22 protein-coding genes are annotated in these 14,624 nt (G+C 56.9%); 7 read left to right on the top strand and 15 right to left on the bottom strand.

From position 1 onward, the window contains the following. Window positions 1-10: 10 nt before the first annotated feature. Both DFO52_RS01000 and DFO52_RS00995 read left to right on the top strand, forming a co-directional pair. On the top strand, window positions 11-445 hold the full coding sequence (locus tag DFO52_RS01000) for a DMT family transporter (RefSeq protein WP_133548857.1): 435 nt from the start codon (window positions 11-13) through the stop codon (window positions 443-445). A 4-nt stretch (window positions 446-449) separates the two neighbouring features. Further along, window positions 450-908, top strand: coding sequence for a DMT family transporter (locus DFO52_RS00995; RefSeq protein ID WP_133548855.1), 459 nt, complete (start codon window positions 450-452; stop codon window positions 906-908). Here the strand turns inward: DFO52_RS00995 and DFO52_RS00990 are convergent. From DFO52_RS00990 to DFO52_RS00955, 8 genes are read right to left on the bottom strand one after another with little or no spacing between them, the layout of a single operon-like run. Beyond that, window positions 905-1,438 (bottom strand): DUF3833 domain-containing protein, encoded by a 534-nt coding sequence (locus DFO52_RS00990; RefSeq protein ID WP_029740570.1) that lies wholly within the window; start codon window positions 1,436-1,438, stop codon window positions 905-907. The two genes, DFO52_RS00995 and DFO52_RS00990, sit on opposite strands and share 4 nt — an antisense overlap. Continuing rightward, window positions 1,435-1,959: a hypothetical protein gene (locus DFO52_RS00985; RefSeq protein WP_133548852.1), complete on the bottom strand. Its 525-nt coding sequence runs from the start codon at window positions 1,957-1,959 to the stop codon at window positions 1,435-1,437. Before DFO52_RS00985 ends, DFO52_RS00990 begins: the two co-directional genes overlap by 4 nt. Beyond that, window positions 1,956-2,441 (bottom strand): DUF2878 domain-containing protein, encoded by a 486-nt coding sequence (locus DFO52_RS00980; RefSeq protein WP_121931453.1) that lies wholly within the window; start codon window positions 2,439-2,441, stop codon window positions 1,956-1,958. Before DFO52_RS00980 ends, DFO52_RS00985 begins: the two co-directional genes overlap by 4 nt. Beyond that, entirely contained in the window at window positions 2,438-3,658 is a 1,221-nt protein-coding gene (locus DFO52_RS00975) for a cyclopropane-fatty-acyl-phospholipid synthase family protein (protein WP_133548850.1), read from the bottom strand. The genes DFO52_RS00980 and DFO52_RS00975 overlap by 4 nt, the downstream gene beginning before the upstream one ends. Continuing rightward, window positions 3,655-4,377, bottom strand: a complete 723-nt coding sequence (locus DFO52_RS00970; RefSeq protein ID WP_047647840.1) for a DUF1365 domain-containing protein — start codon at window positions 4,375-4,377, stop codon at window positions 3,655-3,657. Before DFO52_RS00970 ends, DFO52_RS00975 begins: the two co-directional genes overlap by 4 nt. 1 nt (window position 4,378) lies before the next feature. Continuing rightward, entirely contained in the window at window positions 4,379-5,638 is a 1,260-nt protein-coding gene (locus tag DFO52_RS00965; RefSeq protein ID WP_133548848.1) for an FAD-dependent oxidoreductase, read from the bottom strand. Continuing rightward, window positions 5,635-6,354: an SDR family NAD(P)-dependent oxidoreductase gene (locus DFO52_RS00960; RefSeq protein ID WP_059346693.1), complete on the bottom strand. Its 720-nt coding sequence runs from the start codon at window positions 6,352-6,354 to the stop codon at window positions 5,635-5,637. The genes DFO52_RS00965 and DFO52_RS00960 overlap by 4 nt, the downstream gene beginning before the upstream one ends. Continuing rightward, on the bottom strand, window positions 6,351-6,785 hold the full coding sequence (locus tag DFO52_RS00955) for a nuclear transport factor 2 family protein (protein WP_029740577.1): 435 nt from the start codon (window positions 6,783-6,785) through the stop codon (window positions 6,351-6,353). The genes DFO52_RS00960 and DFO52_RS00955 overlap by 4 nt, the downstream gene beginning before the upstream one ends. Window positions 6,786-7,041: 256 nt before the next feature. On the opposite strand from DFO52_RS00955, the gene DFO52_RS00950 reads away from it, so the two are divergent. Beyond that, a complete protein-coding gene (locus DFO52_RS00950; RefSeq protein ID WP_023311615.1) occupies window positions 7,042-7,239 on the top strand; it encodes a hypothetical protein in 198 nt (65 codons plus the stop codon). A 1-nt stretch (window position 7,240) separates the two neighbouring features. Next, window positions 7,241-8,029, top strand: a complete 789-nt coding sequence (locus DFO52_RS00945) for a hypothetical protein (RefSeq protein ID WP_029740578.1) — start codon at window positions 7,241-7,243, stop codon at window positions 8,027-8,029. Here the strand turns inward: DFO52_RS00945 and DFO52_RS00940 are convergent. Then, window positions 8,010-8,522, bottom strand: coding sequence for a GNAT family N-acetyltransferase (locus DFO52_RS00940; protein ID WP_133548846.1), 513 nt, complete (start codon window positions 8,520-8,522; stop codon window positions 8,010-8,012). The genes DFO52_RS00945 and DFO52_RS00940 overlap by 20 nt on opposite strands. 18 nt (window positions 8,523-8,540) lie before the next feature. Next, complete coding sequence (locus DFO52_RS00935; protein ID WP_029740580.1) at window positions 8,541-8,945, bottom strand: VOC family protein; 405 nt, start codon at window positions 8,943-8,945, stop codon at window positions 8,541-8,543. Between the two features lie 208 nt (window positions 8,946-9,153). On the opposite strand from DFO52_RS00935, the gene DFO52_RS00930 reads away from it, so the two are divergent. Then, window positions 9,154-9,696, top strand: a complete 543-nt coding sequence (locus tag DFO52_RS00930; protein WP_133549822.1) for a histidine phosphatase family protein — start codon at window positions 9,154-9,156, stop codon at window positions 9,694-9,696. Here DFO52_RS00930 and DFO52_RS00925 read toward each other — a convergent pair. Both DFO52_RS00925 and DFO52_RS00920 read right to left on the bottom strand, forming a co-directional pair. Next, window positions 9,689-9,883, bottom strand: coding sequence for a hypothetical protein (locus DFO52_RS00925; RefSeq protein WP_133548844.1), 195 nt, complete (start codon window positions 9,881-9,883; stop codon window positions 9,689-9,691). The two genes, DFO52_RS00930 and DFO52_RS00925, sit on opposite strands and share 8 nt — an antisense overlap. Window positions 9,884-9,965: 82 nt before the next feature. Further along, complete coding sequence (locus DFO52_RS00920) at window positions 9,966-10,550, bottom strand: TetR/AcrR family transcriptional regulator (protein WP_133548843.1); 585 nt, start codon at window positions 10,548-10,550, stop codon at window positions 9,966-9,968. A gap of 103 nt (window positions 10,551-10,653) precedes the next feature. On the opposite strand from DFO52_RS00920, the gene DFO52_RS00915 reads away from it, so the two are divergent. Then, window positions 10,654-11,121: a DUF1348 family protein gene (locus DFO52_RS00915; RefSeq protein WP_023311608.1), complete on the top strand. Its 468-nt coding sequence runs from the start codon at window positions 10,654-10,656 to the stop codon at window positions 11,119-11,121. Between the two features lie 39 nt (window positions 11,122-11,160). On the opposite strand, the gene DFO52_RS00910 is transcribed toward DFO52_RS00915, so the two are convergent. From DFO52_RS00910 to DFO52_RS00900, 3 genes are all read right to left on the bottom strand, one after another. Further along, complete coding sequence (locus DFO52_RS00910; protein ID WP_133548842.1) at window positions 11,161-11,700, bottom strand: ester cyclase; 540 nt, start codon at window positions 11,698-11,700, stop codon at window positions 11,161-11,163. A gap of 64 nt (window positions 11,701-11,764) precedes the next feature. Beyond that, on the bottom strand, window positions 11,765-12,484 hold the full coding sequence (locus DFO52_RS00905; protein WP_029740585.1) for an SDR family oxidoreductase: 720 nt from the start codon (window positions 12,482-12,484) through the stop codon (window positions 11,765-11,767). Then, the gene (locus DFO52_RS00900) at window positions 12,481-13,596 is read right to left on the bottom strand and encodes an alkene reductase (RefSeq protein ID WP_133548841.1); all 1,116 of its coding nucleotides are present in this window, start codon (window positions 13,594-13,596) and stop codon (window positions 12,481-12,483) included. Before DFO52_RS00900 ends, DFO52_RS00905 begins: the two co-directional genes overlap by 4 nt. Window positions 13,597-13,695: 99 nt before the next feature. On the opposite strand from DFO52_RS00900, the gene DFO52_RS00895 reads away from it, so the two are divergent. Then, the gene (locus DFO52_RS00895) at window positions 13,696-14,607 is read left to right on the top strand and encodes a LysR family transcriptional regulator (protein ID WP_133548840.1); all 912 of its coding nucleotides are present in this window, start codon (window positions 13,696-13,698) and stop codon (window positions 14,605-14,607) included. Window positions 14,608-14,624: the final 17 nt, after the last annotated feature.

Genomic DNA, 14,624 nt, shown 5'->3' with positions numbered 1-14,624 from the left:
AGGAAGCGTAATGCAGTTTGTTTTGATTTTACTGGTGATTGCCGGCGGGATGGGCCTTTCCGTCGAGGCTGGGCTGCTGGGGCCATTAGGGGGAGAAGTGGGCGATTTATGGGCGACGTTCAGCATTTTTGGCGTCGGTGCCGCGCTGACGTTTCTGCTGATGCTGTTTTTCAGCCCGCGCAGCAGCCCGTCGTTTTTCGCCCAGCCCGGCTGGCAGCTGCTCGGCGGCGTGCTTGGCCCTGTTTACGTGGTCATTCTGACGATTGCCACGCCGACCATCGGCATCGCTCTGACGATGATTGGCATTCTGGCTGGTCAGGTTTTTAAAAGCCTGCTCATTGACCACTTTGGCCTGCTGGGTACGCCGCACAGGAAGATAAACGCAAAACGTATCGTGGCGCTGGTTTTTATTATTGCGGCACTGATTCTGGTCGCACAGGGGTGATGATATGACGCTGATAATGATTCTTCTCGCCGTCTGCGGCGGCGCAACGCTGAGCATTCAGGCCGCGATTAACGGGCAGCTCGGCAGCAGCGTGGGCGTTTTCAAAAGCGCGTTTCTGACGTTTTCCGTCGGCGCGCTGGTGACCGCCCTGCTGATTTTCTTCTTTGAGCCTAAGCAGGCGGTCACGCTGCTGGACGTGCCGAAATGGCAGCTCCTCGGGGCGATGTTCGGCGTGCCTTACATTGTGATCATGGTCGTGGCGGTGCAGCGCATCGGCACCGCCGTCGCCACGGTGGCGGTGATCTTCGGCCAGCTCGCCATGAGTATGTTGATTGATAACTTTGGCTGGCTGGGCAATCCCGCCATTCCGTTTTCACCGAGCCGTCTGAGCGCGGTAGTGTGCCTGGGGATTGCCCTGTACTTCATCTACTCCAGCAGCAAAACCGGCAGCGTCCGAGACTAAGCTGAGGTATTACGGGTAAAGAACAGCGTCACCGTGGCGACGGTGACGCCAAATTTCTTCATCTCGGTTTTATTAAACAGATGGGTCTCATCCTGCAGGTACATCCAGTCGTCGAAGTTCAGTAGCCAGGTGCTGCCGTTGGCCTTCACGTTCATGCTGTAATGCCAGTTAAAGGCGTTGCCTGCGGCCTGACCCGTTGCAACCCCTTCAATATCCCCTGCCGTTCCCTCGTAGCGATCGTTCCCCACGCGGCGTATATGCCAGACCCGCTGCTGCTTCTCGCCATCGTCGTAGACGAAGTGCTCGTTGAGCGTCAGCGTATCGCCGATAACATCCCCGGCAATCTCAACGTGAAAACGGCGGATCTGCTTGCCGCTGCGATCCTGCACCATCCCCCACGCTTCGGTTTTGCCCTGGAAGTAGTGGAAGATATCAAGCCGCGGCTGCTGCTGGCGATACTCGGCCACCTCAGTGCTACAGCCCGCCAGCAGCATCGTGAATGCCAGCGCCATCATCAGGATACGTTTCATTTTTGGCCTCCGATTAACTGCTGACGCAGCTCAGGATATTGCGTGCGGGGATCGAGCCAGATGGCCAGAAAACGGGTGCTGAACGCTTCCGACTGGCGCGGTCCGAGTGGAATAAAGGATGTTTGTGCCGCTGACGCGCGATACCAGAACTGCCCCTGCTTATCGTTGAGAACAAACGCCAGCTGTGAGCCCGGGCGAACATCCGGCCACAGCGACCGGAGCATCCGCAGCCAGGCTTCGCTTTGCGGCTCCTGCGCCAGGATCCCCTGCGCCTGCCACTGGTCGCGGGTCGCCTCAATCAGTTCATCGCGATCGATGTCCCGCGCATAGGTAATAATGAGCGCCTGATTCTGATTATCCCGGCTATAACGCCCGTCCGGGGTACGTAGCTGGGAGGTATAGACGGTGAACGGTCCCCAGGTGAGCGTGGCGTCCCCCACCTTCCGCCAGGCCAGCCAGTCGGCGGCCTGGGCAACAGGCACAACCAGCGTCAGCCAAAGCAGCAAAACCACAGTTCTCATTTTTGTCTCCCCATCAGCAGGTGGAAAAACAGCATCAATACCAGCCAGCCCGGCGCCATCCAGCCCACGACGATAAAGGTCGGCTCCAGAAACGTGATGCCCCCCAGCCGCTCGCCAAACAGGTAGGCCACCGGTCCACCCACGGCGGCCAGCAGGGTCAGCAGCCAGCCGGGTAACGTGGTGGTGCGCGTCAGCTGCGTCCAGACGGTGGCGAACATCAGCCACAGTGCCACCATCCATAACGGCATCAGGGACTCGCCCGTAAAGGCAATCAGCCCGGTCAGGGCCCAGAGTGCGTCCAGCAGACTGCCCGCCGCGGCCAGCCCAATGGCATAAAAACGGTAAGCAGGCGGCAAGAGCAGGCACGCCAGGATCGCCAGCGCGAGCCAGATAATCAGGCCCTGTTCGCGAAAGAGCACCACCAGCGCCCAGTAGAGGTCGAACGCGACGGCCAGCAGGAAGACCTGAAGGTAACGCCTCATACGCGCTCGGCGGTCAGCTGCACCACGCTGATGGTGCGGGCGTTAAACCCGGCTTCGCAGTAGCCAAAGTAGTACAGCCACATGCGGCGGAACCGTTCATCGAAGCCGAGCTTTTCAATCTCCTGCCAGGCATGGACAAACCGCTGCCGCCAGTGGGCAAGCGTGCGGGCGTAGTCGGGGCCCATGTCGAAAAGATTGCGCACCACGAAATCGGTGTGGCGCGTCATCAGCTCGTTCATCGCGGTGATGCTCGGCAAGAAGCCGCCGGGAAAAATGTAGCGCTGGATAAAATCGACGCTTTTGCTGTAGTCGCGATAGCGCTGGTCCTGAATGGTAATGGCCTGAATCGCCATCCGTCCTCCGGGGCGCAGACGCGCCTGGCAGGTGCGGAAAAACGTGGGCAGATAGCGTTGCCCGACGGCTTCAATCATCTCAATTGAGACCAGCTTGTCGTACTGTCCGGTGAGGTCGCGATAGTCGCAGAGCAGTACCTCAACGCGATCCTGCAACCCGGCGCGGGCGATCCGCTCGGTCGCCCAGCTATATTGCTCCTGCGACAGCGTGGTGGTGGTCACCCGACAGCCGTAATGACGGGCCGCGTATTCCGCCATCGCGCCCCAGCCGGTGCCAATTTCCAGCAGGTGGTCACCCCGGTTTAGCGCCAGCTGGTCACACAGGCGCGCCATTTTGGCCCGCTGAGCCGCCGTCAGATCCTGCTCGTCAGCGGTAAACAGCGCGCTGGAATAGAGCAGCTCTTTATCCAGAAAATGGGCATAGAAGGTATTGCCCAGATCGTAATGGGCGGCAATATTTTCGCGCGCCTGCATGCGAGAGTTACGCCGCGTCCAGTGGCGTATCCGCTCCAGCGGCCTGCCGAGCAGACGAAAGCCGTTTTCCAGACGACCGAGCACCTCGCCGTTGAGCGCCAGCAGCTCCAGAAGCGGCGTGAGGTGTGCGGTTTCCCATTCGCCGTCCATCCAGGCTTCTGCCGCAGCAAGGCTCCCGCCCGTTAAGACGCGCCAGTAGACGCCGGGCGTGAGGATCTGCACGTCGGCATGCAGCGCGGAGGACGTCTCGCCAAAATGAAAGGTCTGTGCCCCTTCACGCAGCGTGAGCGAACCGCCGCGGATGCCGCTTAACAGACGAAACAGCAGCCATCGCGCGAGGCGGACGTTACGCGGGATATCGGGTTCTAACGCAAAGACGGGATCGGTCATGAGCGTTCACTCCTGCTGACGGGATGGTTATACAGCGGCACGCGCTTGAGCCACAGGCGCAGCGCCTGCCAGTAAATGGCAAAAACGGTTTTCAGGGTCATGAGCGGAATGCGCAGCAACAGCGAGCGCAGCGCGGGGCGCGTCAAAGGCTCCCGGCGCAGCGCGAGCGTGGCGTCAAAGACCTTCGCTTCCTGATGATTTTCAATGTGCATATGCAGCGTGTTATCCGGGTCGTTAAAGCGCCAGTGGTAAATCATGTCCATCGGGTTGAAGGGGGAAACGTGAAACGCTTTTTCCGTGGGCTGCGCATCCTGTCCGTTGACGGCATAGTAATGACGTTCATTCCACGGCGTGTTGCGGACCTCCGCCAGCACCCAGCGCAGCGTTCCCTTTTCGTCGTAGCAGTAGTAAAAATTGACCGGATTGAAATGAAAGCCGAAATAGCGCAGCTGCGTCAGGAGCATCACCCGACCGTCCGGACGTTCCCCGGTCAGGCTCTCCAGCCTGCTGAGCACGTTCTCTTTGAGCGGCGTGCCGAGCGGATAGTCCGCGTCGTGGAACGAGGCGGCGGCAAAGCGATTGCGCCGCACGCCGACGGACGAAAGCTGCGGTAGTTCATCGAGATCCAGCCAGGCCATAAAGACGCTGTAGCTAAATTCGTGGGTTTTCGGCTGAAGGCGGCGGTGGCGTAACACGCCGTGGTAGAGGCAGCTGTTCATCTCAGTTCCCCTCTCCGGCCGCTATCGCATTGACCACGTCCAGCGCGCTGCGCACGCCATCTTCATGAAAACCGTTGTACCACCAGGCCCCGCAGTACCAGCTCCGGTTATGACCGTTGATCTCGCCGCGCCGCGCCTGCGCCCGCCAGCTTTGCGGGTTAAACAGCGGATGTTCATAGACAAAGCGTTGCAGAACGAAGCGCTCATCCACCGGCGCGTCCGGGTTGAGGGTGACGCAGAACAGCGGACTGCCCGCAGGCAGCCCCTGCAGGATGTTCATGTTGTAGGTGACGCAGGCGCTGGCCTGTTCCTGCGCGCTCAGGCGGTAGTTCCAGCTGGCCCACGCGCGCTGCCGCACCGGCAGCCAGCGCGGATCGCTGTGTAAAACGACCTCGTTGCGCTGCCAGCCGATATCGCCCAGCACCTCGCGCTCTGCGAGCGTTGGGTCATCAAGCATCGCCAGGGCGCTGGCGGAGTGGCAGGCAAAAATTACCCTATCGAAGGTATGGCTGCCGTTTTCAAGCTGGAGCGTAACCCCGTGCTCGTGGCGGCTCACCCGCTGCACCGGTGAATTGAGGTGCAGATTCAGACGGTCGCCCAGTTTGTCGAGCATGGCGCGGATATACTCTCGCGAGCCGCCCGGCACCACGTACCACTGCGGGCGCTGGGTGATATCCAGCAGGCCGTGGTGGTGGAAGAAGCGTAAAAAGAGCGGCAGCGGAAAACGCTTGATCTCCTGCAGCGACGAGGACCAGATGGCGGCCCCCATCGGCAGAATGTAGTGGCGCGCAAAAAACGGCGTGAAGCCGTGCTGTTCCAGAAACGTCTGCAGCGTGGCGTTCGGGTCCACCTCCCCGTCCAGCGCCTGTTTTGCCAGACGATTGAAGCGGACGATCTCCCCGAGCAGCCGCCAGAATGCCGGATTCACCAGGTTTCGGCGCTGGGCAAACATCGACGTCAGGGTGTGTCCGTTGTATTCAAGCCCCGTCGCCGGGTTGTGCACCGAAAAGCTCATCTGCGTTTTTTGCCCGCTGATGCCCAGCTCGCTGAGCAGGCCCATAAAGCGCGGATAGGTGCGATCGTTGTAAACGATAAACCCGGTATCGATCGCGTATGTGCCCTGTGGCGTCGTCACGTCAACCGTTGCGGTATGGCCGCCGGGCGTGGCGCCCGCTTCAAATAAGGTCACCTGATGGTGCCCGGCCAGGCGCCAGGCGCAGGTCAGCCCGGCGATGCCGCTGCCGATAATCGCAATGTTCATGAACGCACCATCCTGCGCAGCAGCGCGCGCTGTAAAAACGCGGGCAGCCCGGAGAGCAACCGCAAAATAAAGCCGAACCCGTCAGGAAACGCGATATGCATTTTTCCTGCCGCCAGCCCGGTACGGATCGCCTTGACCGCCTCCTCGACGCTCACCCTGCCCGGCATGGCAAAATCGTTTTTGCGCGTCAGCGGCGTGTCGACAAAGCCCGGGGAGACCACCGTGACGGCAATCCCTTTTGGCTCCCAGTCCAGCCGCAGGCTCTCGGCAAACCAGCTCAGGGCCGCTTTGGACGCGCCGTAGGCCTCTGCCCGTGGGAAAGGCAGCCAGTGGGCCATCGAACTCACCAGCACCACGCGGTTGCCAGCCGTCAGCTGCGGCTGCAGCGCGTCAAGACAGTTCACCGGGCCGAGGAAATTTGTCGCCATAACCCGCTCCACCAGCGCCGCATCCACCACGCCTCCATCGAGATATTCGCAGGTACCGGCGCAGAGAATAATCAGATCGGCGTAGCTGCCGGTCAGCGCCTGGCGACAGGCGTCCCTGTCTGTCATATCGAACAGGCGAACGGTGAGATTGGGGCAGGTCTGATGCAGCGCTTCGAGACGCGCCGGATCGCGTCCGCAGGCAATCACGTGGTAGCCGTCTGCAGCAAAAGATTTCGCCAGCCCGGCACCAATGCCCGAGCTTGCGCCGGTGATCAGGACCGTTTTCATGATTTGACCCTCCGCTTCACGCCGCGTACCGCCCAGCCCAGCAGAGGAAGGTGTTCGTAGATCATCTCTCCCGCATCGTAGTAGTCGCGCTGGTGCGTGATGAGATCGCTTTCCGTGTCCACCACCGAACATCCCGGCAGTTCGAGCGGCTCTCCCCCGGCAATGCGCGGATGCGACCAGTGCATTACCCAGGTCACAGCAAACCGGTTCCCGCTGCATAGCGGCGTATCGATGGAAAAACGGCAATGCTCGACGTTGGCCAGCAGATGGGTGAAGTAGCGCTGAAGCGCGAAAATCCCGTCATGCTCGCCAAACGGATCGATAAGCGTGGCATTCGAATGGTAAAGCCCCACCAGCGCGGACGGCGGCTGGCTATCCAGTGCGGCGTAGTACTCAACAAACCGACTCACGACAGAGGGCAAAGTGCTCATGGGTCACATCCTGGCTGTAAACAACGTGGCGTAATCGCATAATTAAAACTTACACAATTAACGTTATTTGTCCAAGTTTGTGGTGATTTATTTTTTATTTTAGATATATATCAATGACTTATATATAGCCAGAAGAGTGGGCTTTGTAGTCCAGGTAAGGCGTAGCCGCCACCCGGCTTTAACTTTCAGGATATCCTTAAGGCAAATTCGCCGGTCTTCTTCCAGGCTTATTCTTTTTATTCATAAGGATGCCCGCATGAAACGTTTCTTTCTCTCCCTTTTCTCCAGCCCGGAATCCTTACTGCAGGTGATGAGCCAGCAGGAAATCATTGAAGCCGTCGAAGATGGCGATCGCATCATTATCGACCAGGACGGGAACGCCTCGGTGAACTACAAAAGCAACGAGGTGCGGCAGGATTTTTTGCGTCACGTCAACATGCTGAAGAGGGCCTGATATGGGAACGGCGATATTTATGGTGCTGATGGTATGCGGGTACTGGTACACCAGCCGCGACCTGTCGACCCGCTTTAAAATCAAGCGCTCCTTTGGCTGGGACGTCTATTTTCTTGTGGCGCTGTACGGCTGTATTTTCGTTCTGCAGGGCGTAATTGCCACCGGTCTGCTCTGGCTGCTCCTGCTCGCCCTTTCTGCGGCCAACAACGCTTTTCACTTTGCCTCGCCGAAATATACCGACTGGCAAATCGACTTTATGAACTGGAGCTTTTTAGGCATTCAGGCGCCGGTGGTCGTGATGCTGGCGTTTGCCATCCTGTTTTGCCTCTACCGCTCTAACTGGGCCGGCAGCGCCAGGCTGGACGGCGAAAGCCGGAAAAAGCTCTACAAACGTCTGGCGCAGTCGAGCGGTATTGAACAACTGCTGTATCAGTGTATGGAGCAAGGGGAACTGGCGCAGGTCACGCTCCGGTCGAGGCGGATTTACGTCGGCATGATCCACACCGCGACGCTGGAATATGAAAAAACGGCCAATATCGTGCTGATCCCGATGTTAAGCGGGTACAGAGACGCGAAGACGATGAACTTTCGCATCGAGAATAACTACAGCAAGTGGTATGCGGAGCATGACATCACGCTCGACTCTGAACCCCGCAGCGCCATGTCATTCCGAAAGGTGATTTTACTCAATCAGATTGAGAGCCTCTCGCTGTTCGATCCCGCCAGCGCCAGCGCGCTATCGCTGGCACAGCGCGACGAAAGCTCTCGCCCTAAAGAGACATCCCCATAATTCTGAGAATGCTCTGCTGTGAAGCGGTTTCGAAAAGGACGTTCTTAACGCAGAGCATGCCCTGCTTCTGGTAGAACCGGTACGCTCCCGCGTTCTGCTCAAGCATTTCCAGCCAGAGATAGTCTTTTCCCCTGCTCCGGGCCATGTCGGTAATGTTGTTGAACATCGCCTGGCCATAGTTCTTGCCGGTCTCGGCGGGATCGAGGTAGAGCTTGTTGAGGAGAACGCCCTTCTTGTCCGTTTCCGGGAGCAGGGCTTCCCATGTCACTTTCATAAATCCCACGGGCCGATCGGTCTCGGCAACATACCAGGAAACAGCGTTCTCTTTCAGGCTCTGTTCAAGTACGGAAAGCGCGTACTCGCCGTGCAGAAAATCCTTCATCTCTGCGTCTGACACCCACAGATGCTGAAAATGGGCGGGATAGATTCGGTATCCCAGCTCGCTTAAAAGCGTTGAATCGGCCCCGGTGGCCTGCCTAATTCGAAGAGTCATGAAAAGTATCCCTGGTAATCACCCACGTTGGGCATTTTGGTAGAGATCCCAGCGGTTGCCGTAAATATCTTCAAACACCACCACCGTACCGTACTCTTCCTCACGAGGTTCTTCGCAGAAATGAACGCCTTTATCTTTCATGGCACGGTAATCGCGCCAAAAATCGTCCGTCTGAAGGAACAGGAAAACTCTGCCGCCGCATTGATTGCCGATAAAGCTTTCCTGCCTCTCGTTAGAAGCACGAGCCAGCAAAATATTGCAGTCGCTTTCCGGGTTGGGTGAGACGACCACCCAGCGTTTACCCGGTTGAGGCGTATCCTCTACGAGGGTAAACCCCAGCTTGTCGGTGTAGTATTCAATAGCGCGATCGTAGTCATCAACCACAACAGCCACGCAGCCAAGGCATCGTTTCTGTGTTCTCATTTTTCGTTTCCTTTACCCTAAATGATTATGCTCAGCGCTTTCTCACAGAATACGCGCGCATGAAAATATTTTACAGACTGATAGGTCTGCTAAGTACGCTCCAGGTTCAGACACACTAAAACGGGTGGGTGAAAAACCTCATCCGATCGCGCTACTCTGCCGCTGATGAAGGGATGATGGGTGATAAAAACATATGGAAATTATTTTGATGCGGCATGGAGAACCTCAGCACAGGGGTGAGCCAAAAGTATCGTACAGGCAAATGGCTGAATGGATCGACAGCTATAACCGCTCTTCAACGGGCAGCGACAGACCTTCGGAGATAGCTCAAATCCTCGCGTACCGCGCGCTCACGTTTCTCAGCAGCCCTCTCCCGCGAGCCCTTTCATCGTTGAAAACGCTGGGGTGTCAACCGGGTTTAATTGATGAGGTTTTTCGGGAAGCGGAACTGCCGATATTTCGTATCCCAGGGTTACGGTTGTCGCCTTTTTACTGGGCGGCACTGTTTCGCGTTCTTTGGCTCTGCGGGCTGTCTGGTGAAGCAGAGTGCGTAAGCGTCGTAAAAAAACGTGCCGCTAAAGCGGCTGAGATCCTCGTAACGGCGGCTAAGGACTCCGATGGCCCCGTCTTGCTCATGGGGCATGGGATCATCAATCGGTTTATTGCAAAAGAACTGATCGCATCAGGCTGGAAAGAACAGACTCGTCAGGGTAAGGGTTACTGGGGAGCGGGTGTTTACAGCCTTATGTAACGGCACCAACTGACGCCGAGGATTTTTCAACCTCAGCAATTGGGTCATAACGTCTGGCCAAGAATAACGCAATCAAACAGACGCGCATGCGGATGAGCATCCCGGCATGCTTGCCGACTGCATAGCATGTACGCGGATGAGGACTTTTCCAGCTTATATCGAGGGCGAAAGTGCGGTTATAGGCCATTTGCTCATTCCCGGTGTGAAGGTTATTAAACGCTAAGTGTTGTTGTCTTGCGGGCATTTGTCAGTCGTCGCAGGGGTAAACATTATTTGCCCACTAATAACGCTGCGGCTAATGCCCTCTTCAACGGAGTGATGACCTCATCCGTACCCATGCCCATTTGCGCATGAATAATTGCACCGTCAATGAGCAGCATGATTTCATTGACGACGCGCTCATCAGCACTCTTCGTCAGCAAGGAAATAATTTTCTTTGTTTCCGACTTATGACTGCGGCATATCTCTTTAATTTCGCTTTCAATATCTTCCGATTTCGCCTCTGCGCTGGCGTTAATAAACGCGCAGCCGTGGAATTCGGGCGAAATAAACCATTCGTAAAGCGTTGCGGATATCGCATCAGAAGGTATTTCGCCTTCATCGAGATGTCGACGCAGCGTGGTCTCAAACCAGTTAATCCATATTTCATGCCGATAGTGTAGATAGGCGAGAATAAGCAAGCTCTTACTCGGAAAATGGCGATAGAAAGTCACCTTGGTCACTTTAGACGCTTTAATCAGCGTATCCACCCCCGTCGCCCTGAAGCCCGTGGAATAAAACAGATCGTGCGCCGTGAGTAATATCTTATCTCTGACGCTGATTTTTGTATCGTTGCCTGCGGGTTCTGTTTTCACTTTTGGGTAGCCTCAAAAAGAATGTTGACAGCGTTATTTTACAGGCATAGATTACCGCAGGTAGACAGATCTGTCTACTTAATATAACGCTGAGGTAATCGCAATGAACACACGTCCTCCTTTACCGCCCTTCACTCGTGAAAGCGCCATCGAAAAAGTCAGACTGGCAGAAGATGGCTGGAACAGCCGCGACCCGGCGAAAGTCGCGCTTGCCTATACGCTGGATACCCAATGGCGTAACCGCGCAGAGTTCGCCACCAACCGTGAAGAAGCCCAGGCGTTTCTGGAGCGGAAATGGAAAAAAGAGCTGGACTATCGTCTGATTAAAGAACTCTGGGCATTTACGGAGAACCGGATCGCGGTGCGCTATGCCTATGAATGGCATGATGATTCCGGCAACTGGTTCCGCTCTTACGGTAATGAAAACTGGGAGTTTGAGCCGGACGGACTGATGAAGCGTCGCTTTGCCTGCGTAAACGATATGCCGATCAAAGCCTCTGAGAGGCTGTTCCACTGGCCGCTGGGCAGACGCCCGGACGATCACCCTTCGCTGAGCGATCTTGGCTTATAGGATTTTCGCATCACTCCGGGCCGCCCCGGAGTGATGACTTTACAGCGCGCCCAGCTGTTTCATCAGCGTCAGGTTGTCCTCAATATGCCAGTTAGCCACAATCTTACCGTCACCAATCTCATAAATATCCGTGGCGATAAAATCTATTTTCTGCCCCTTTCCTTTCAGCTTGCCAAATGTCCCGGTGAAGGTACCATGAAAATGTAAATGCGAAACCACGCGATTGCCTGAAATAATCATTTGCTCAACGTCACAGCGCAAATCAGGCACGGCTGCACGAAACGCACGGGAAGCTAAAATAGCGCCTTCCGGCCCCTGCTTACGCCCCTCCGGAGGCGTTTTATCAATAAAGCTTACCGCCAGGGCATTACGCGCCAGGGTTTCATTACCCGTATTCCAGAATGAGGCATATTCTCTGGCGAGTGCTTCATTCGCCTTTAATTTCGCCTGCGGCAGGCTGTTGTCCACTATAAGCTGTTTTGGCTGCAGCCATTCCCCCTGCGCGGAAATCGCATTACCCGAAAGACCTGCAAAAATAACTATCGCTACAGCCGAATGAAAATACGTCGTATATTTCATGATATCTCTCAATAGAGTATTACATTACCCGCAGACGATTCCCTGCGGTTCAAATCAGAGCGGGTCAGTTAATTAACGCCCCGCCTTCAATATCAATGACCGATCCCGTGACAAAGGGATTATCAATGGCGAAAAGATATCCTTGCGCGACGTCCTCCGCCCTTCCCCAGGCTTTGGCTGGCAGGCTTTCCGCCGCGCCAGCGAGCATTTTTTCCCGCGCGGCGGCGTCCATGCCCGCGTACGCTTCCGTGTCGGTCAGCCCCGGACTCACGACGTTGACGCGCAGCGGTGAAAGCTCTTTCGCCAGCACTTTTGTCGCGGCCTCGATGGCGGCATTCATCGTCGTTTTAACTATGGCGCCCGCCACGGTGCGACGCGCCACGAACCCGCTGGTGAACGTCAGCGTACCGCGAGGGGCGATGTTCCCGCTGAGATAGCGGGCGACATTGATGCTTCCCCAGAATTTTGTATCAAAGGCCAGCCTTGCCGCGCGGAGATCCAGCCCGGAAAGAAGCCCTCCCGGAGCCTGTGAACCCGCCGTAACGACGATATTATTCACCTCACCCAGCGTTTCACCGAGTGCAACCAACTCTGCCTCACGGCTGATATCCAGCACGAGGGTGTGAACAGATGCGGCGTGGGCGCTCAGCCGCTGCCGCGCAGCGTCCAGCTTCGCGCCGTCTCGGCCCGCAAGAATAATTTCCTCGCCGCGCCCGGCAAGCAGGCTGCCCACGGCGAAACCGATGCCGGAAGCGCCGCCGATAATTAAGGTTTTATGGGTCATAACGTTTCCTCCTGCAGGCTGTAAATGGGGTAATCGGTATATCCCGTCGCGGTGCCGCCAAACAGCGTGGCGGGGTCGCGCACCTGGGCCAGAGGCAGCTGGTGCGCCAGCCGGTGGGGTAAATCCGGGTTGGCAATAAACGGCCGTCCGAAGGCAATCAAATCGGCATAGCCGGCAGCAAGGATCTTTTCCGCTTTTTCAAGGTCATAGTTCCCCGCGACGATAAGGGTTCCGCTAAACGTCTCGCGTAGCGATTGACGGAACTGTTCAGGTACCTGCGGCGCATCGTCCCAGTCGGCTTCCGCCAGGTGGATGAACGCAATCCCTTTTTGTTCACACCAGGCCGCGAGAGCGAGTATGGCTTCCGTCACCTGCGGATCGTTCATCCCGCGCTGGGTAATAAACGGGGAAAGGCGAATGCCCGTACGCTCGTGGCCAATGGCCTCGGCAATGGCGCTTAGCACCTCCTGAGCAAAGCGGATCCGGTTCGCCAGCGTGCCGCCGTACTCGTCCGTGCGTTTGTTGGAGGTTTGACGCAGAAACTGGTCGATCAGATAGCCGTTTCCACCGTGAACCTCCACGCCGTCAAACCCGGCCTGAACGGCATTCAGTGCCGCCTGACGATAGTCCGCGATGATGCTGTGGATGTCCTTGAGCGAGAGGGTTCTCGGCTGCGGGCAGTCAACCATTTGGCCTTCCCCCTTTTCATTCACCACCCACACCTGCGCGTCCGGCGCCAGTGCTGATGGGGCGACGGGCTGACCATCCTGATGAAAACTGGCGTGCGACATTCGCCCGACGTGCCAGAGCTGCGAAAAAATCACCCCGCCCGCCTGATGCACGGCGCCCGTCGTGAGTTGCCATCCTGAAACCTGCTCAGGCGAATGGATGCCGGGCGTCCATGAGTATCCCTGGCCCTGAGGCGAAATCTGGGTGGCTTCCGTGATAATTAATCCGGCGCTGGCCCGCTGCCGGTAATACTCCGCCATCAGCGCCGAGGGAATATTTCCCGGCTGCAGGGAGCGCGCGCGGGTCATCGGCGCCATGACGATACTGTTTTTCAGGTCCTGCTGACCCAGCCTGTAGCGTTCAAAAAGTGAGATACGTTGCATGTTTTCATCCCTTATGGTTTGGATGAAATCACTTTACAGTCGGCATCTGATTTTGATAATTACGCTAAAAGTAGATGCACTTTTCGGAAAATATGAATAATGGGTAAACTCGAAGACATGGCGTTACTGGTGGAAGTTGCCGAGGCCGGCGGTCTTTCTGCCGCCGGGCGACGCCTGTCGCTTTCTCCCGCCACCATGACGGCCAGGCTGAAGGCGATTGAGGAGCGTTACCAGACGCGCCTGTTTCACCGCTCAACGCGATCGATCACGCTGACCCGCGCCGGGGAAGAGTTTTACCATGCCGCGCTGCGCGTGCTGGAAGAAGTGCATCACGCCGAGTCGTTACTGACGCAAAAGGAAGGCGTGCTCAGCGGCAACATTCGCCTTTCTGCGCCCTCGGACTTTGGCAGACAGTATCTTAGCCCCGCCGTCGTGGAATTCTCCCGACGCCATCCCGACGTTAAATTTTTCATCTCGTTAAGAGAACACGTTGAGGACCTGGTCGCTAACCGGCTGGATATGAGCGTGCGTTTTGGCAACCTGCCGGACAGCAGCCTTGTCGTCAGAAACATCCGTCCGAACCATCGGGTGCTGGTCGCCTCCGGGGAGTATCTTAACGAACGCGGTATTCCCTCCACGTTTGCCGATTTAGCCCAGCACCGGTGCCTGGCGCTTGAGTCTCAGGGCGTGGTGATGAACGAATGGCGCTTTGAAAAAGATGGCGAGGAAAGCGTCGTTCGCGTAGAGCCTGCCATGGTGTGCGACGACGGGGCTTTGCTTCGTCAGTGGGCACTCAGCGGGGCTGGCATCGCGGGGAAATCGTGGTGGGACGTCAAAGACGATGTTGAAACCGGAAGGCTCACGGTACTGTTTGCCGACAGCTTCACCGGCTTTAGCCGATACGATCGCAAAGATGTCGGCCTGCAGCTTGTTTACCCGCAGCGCAAACTGCAGCCGCTTCAGGTCACGGCGTTTAGCCAGTTTTTTCTCGACTGGCTAAAAAAACATTAACGCAATAAACAGTGATA

Origin of the sequence: Enterobacter sp. AG326 (assembly GCF_004362415.1) — a bacterium.
GTDB classification, from domain to species: domain Bacteria; phylum Pseudomonadota; class Gammaproteobacteria; order Enterobacterales; family Enterobacteriaceae; genus Enterobacter; species Enterobacter asburiae.
The sequence above is the reverse complement of the archived record's forward strand: the minus strand, read 5'-3'. Positions and strand labels throughout refer to the sequence as shown.

Bases quoted from the DNA above. Each gene is read 5' to 3' on its own strand.
- DFO52_RS00970 (WP_047647840.1), bottom strand. From the start codon at position 4,377: ATGAACAGCTGCCTCTACCACGGCGTGTTACGCCACCGCCGCCTTCAG.
- DFO52_RS00995 (WP_133548855.1), top strand. From the start codon at position 450: ATGACGCTGATAATGATTCTTCTCGCCGTCTGCGGCGGCGCAACGCTG.
- DFO52_RS00940 (WP_133548846.1), bottom strand. From the start codon at position 8,522: ATGACTCTTCGAATTAGGCAGGCCACCGGGGCCGATTCAACGCTTTTA.
- DFO52_RS00925 (WP_133548844.1), bottom strand. From the start codon at position 9,883: ATGGCCTATAACCGCACTTTCGCCCTCGATATAAGCTGGAAAAGTCCT.
- DFO52_RS00980 (WP_121931453.1), bottom strand. From the start codon at position 2,441: ATGAGGCGTTACCTTCAGGTCTTCCTGCTGGCCGTCGCGTTCGACCTC.
- DFO52_RS00950 (WP_023311615.1), top strand. From the start codon at position 7,042: ATGAAACGTTTCTTTCTCTCCCTTTTCTCCAGCCCGGAATCCTTACTG.
- DFO52_RS00905 (WP_029740585.1), bottom strand. From the start codon at position 12,484: ATGACCCATAAAACCTTAATTATCGGCGGCGCTTCCGGCATCGGTTTC.
- DFO52_RS00945 (WP_029740578.1), top strand. From the start codon at position 7,241: ATGGGAACGGCGATATTTATGGTGCTGATGGTATGCGGGTACTGGTAC.
- DFO52_RS00935 (WP_029740580.1), bottom strand. From the start codon at position 8,945: ATGAGAACACAGAAACGATGCCTTGGCTGCGTGGCTGTTGTGGTTGAT.
- DFO52_RS00975 (WP_133548850.1), bottom strand. From the start codon at position 3,658: ATGACCGATCCCGTCTTTGCGTTAGAACCCGATATCCCGCGTAACGTC.
- DFO52_RS00960 (WP_059346693.1), bottom strand. From the start codon at position 6,354: ATGAAAACGGTCCTGATCACCGGCGCAAGCTCGGGCATTGGTGCCGGG.
- DFO52_RS00955 (WP_029740577.1), bottom strand. From the start codon at position 6,785: ATGAGCACTTTGCCCTCTGTCGTGAGTCGGTTTGTTGAGTACTACGCC.
- DFO52_RS00965 (WP_133548848.1), bottom strand. From the start codon at position 5,638: ATGAACATTGCGATTATCGGCAGCGGCATCGCCGGGCTGACCTGCGCC.
- DFO52_RS00930 (WP_133549822.1), top strand. From the start codon at position 9,154: ATGCGGCATGGAGAACCTCAGCACAGGGGTGAGCCAAAAGTATCGTAC.
- DFO52_RS00910 (WP_133548842.1), bottom strand. From the start codon at position 11,700: ATGAAATATACGACGTATTTTCATTCGGCTGTAGCGATAGTTATTTTT.
- DFO52_RS01000 (WP_133548857.1), top strand. From the start codon at position 11: ATGCAGTTTGTTTTGATTTTACTGGTGATTGCCGGCGGGATGGGCCTT.
- DFO52_RS00990 (WP_029740570.1), bottom strand. From the start codon at position 1,438: ATGAAACGTATCCTGATGATGGCGCTGGCATTCACGATGCTGCTGGCG.
- DFO52_RS00895 (WP_133548840.1), top strand. From the start codon at position 13,696: ATGGGTAAACTCGAAGACATGGCGTTACTGGTGGAAGTTGCCGAGGCC.
- DFO52_RS00915 (WP_023311608.1), top strand. From the start codon at position 10,654: ATGAACACACGTCCTCCTTTACCGCCCTTCACTCGTGAAAGCGCCATC.
- DFO52_RS00900 (WP_133548841.1), bottom strand. From the start codon at position 13,596: ATGCAACGTATCTCACTTTTTGAACGCTACAGGCTGGGTCAGCAGGAC.
- DFO52_RS00985 (WP_133548852.1), bottom strand. From the start codon at position 1,959: ATGAGAACTGTGGTTTTGCTGCTTTGGCTGACGCTGGTTGTGCCTGTT.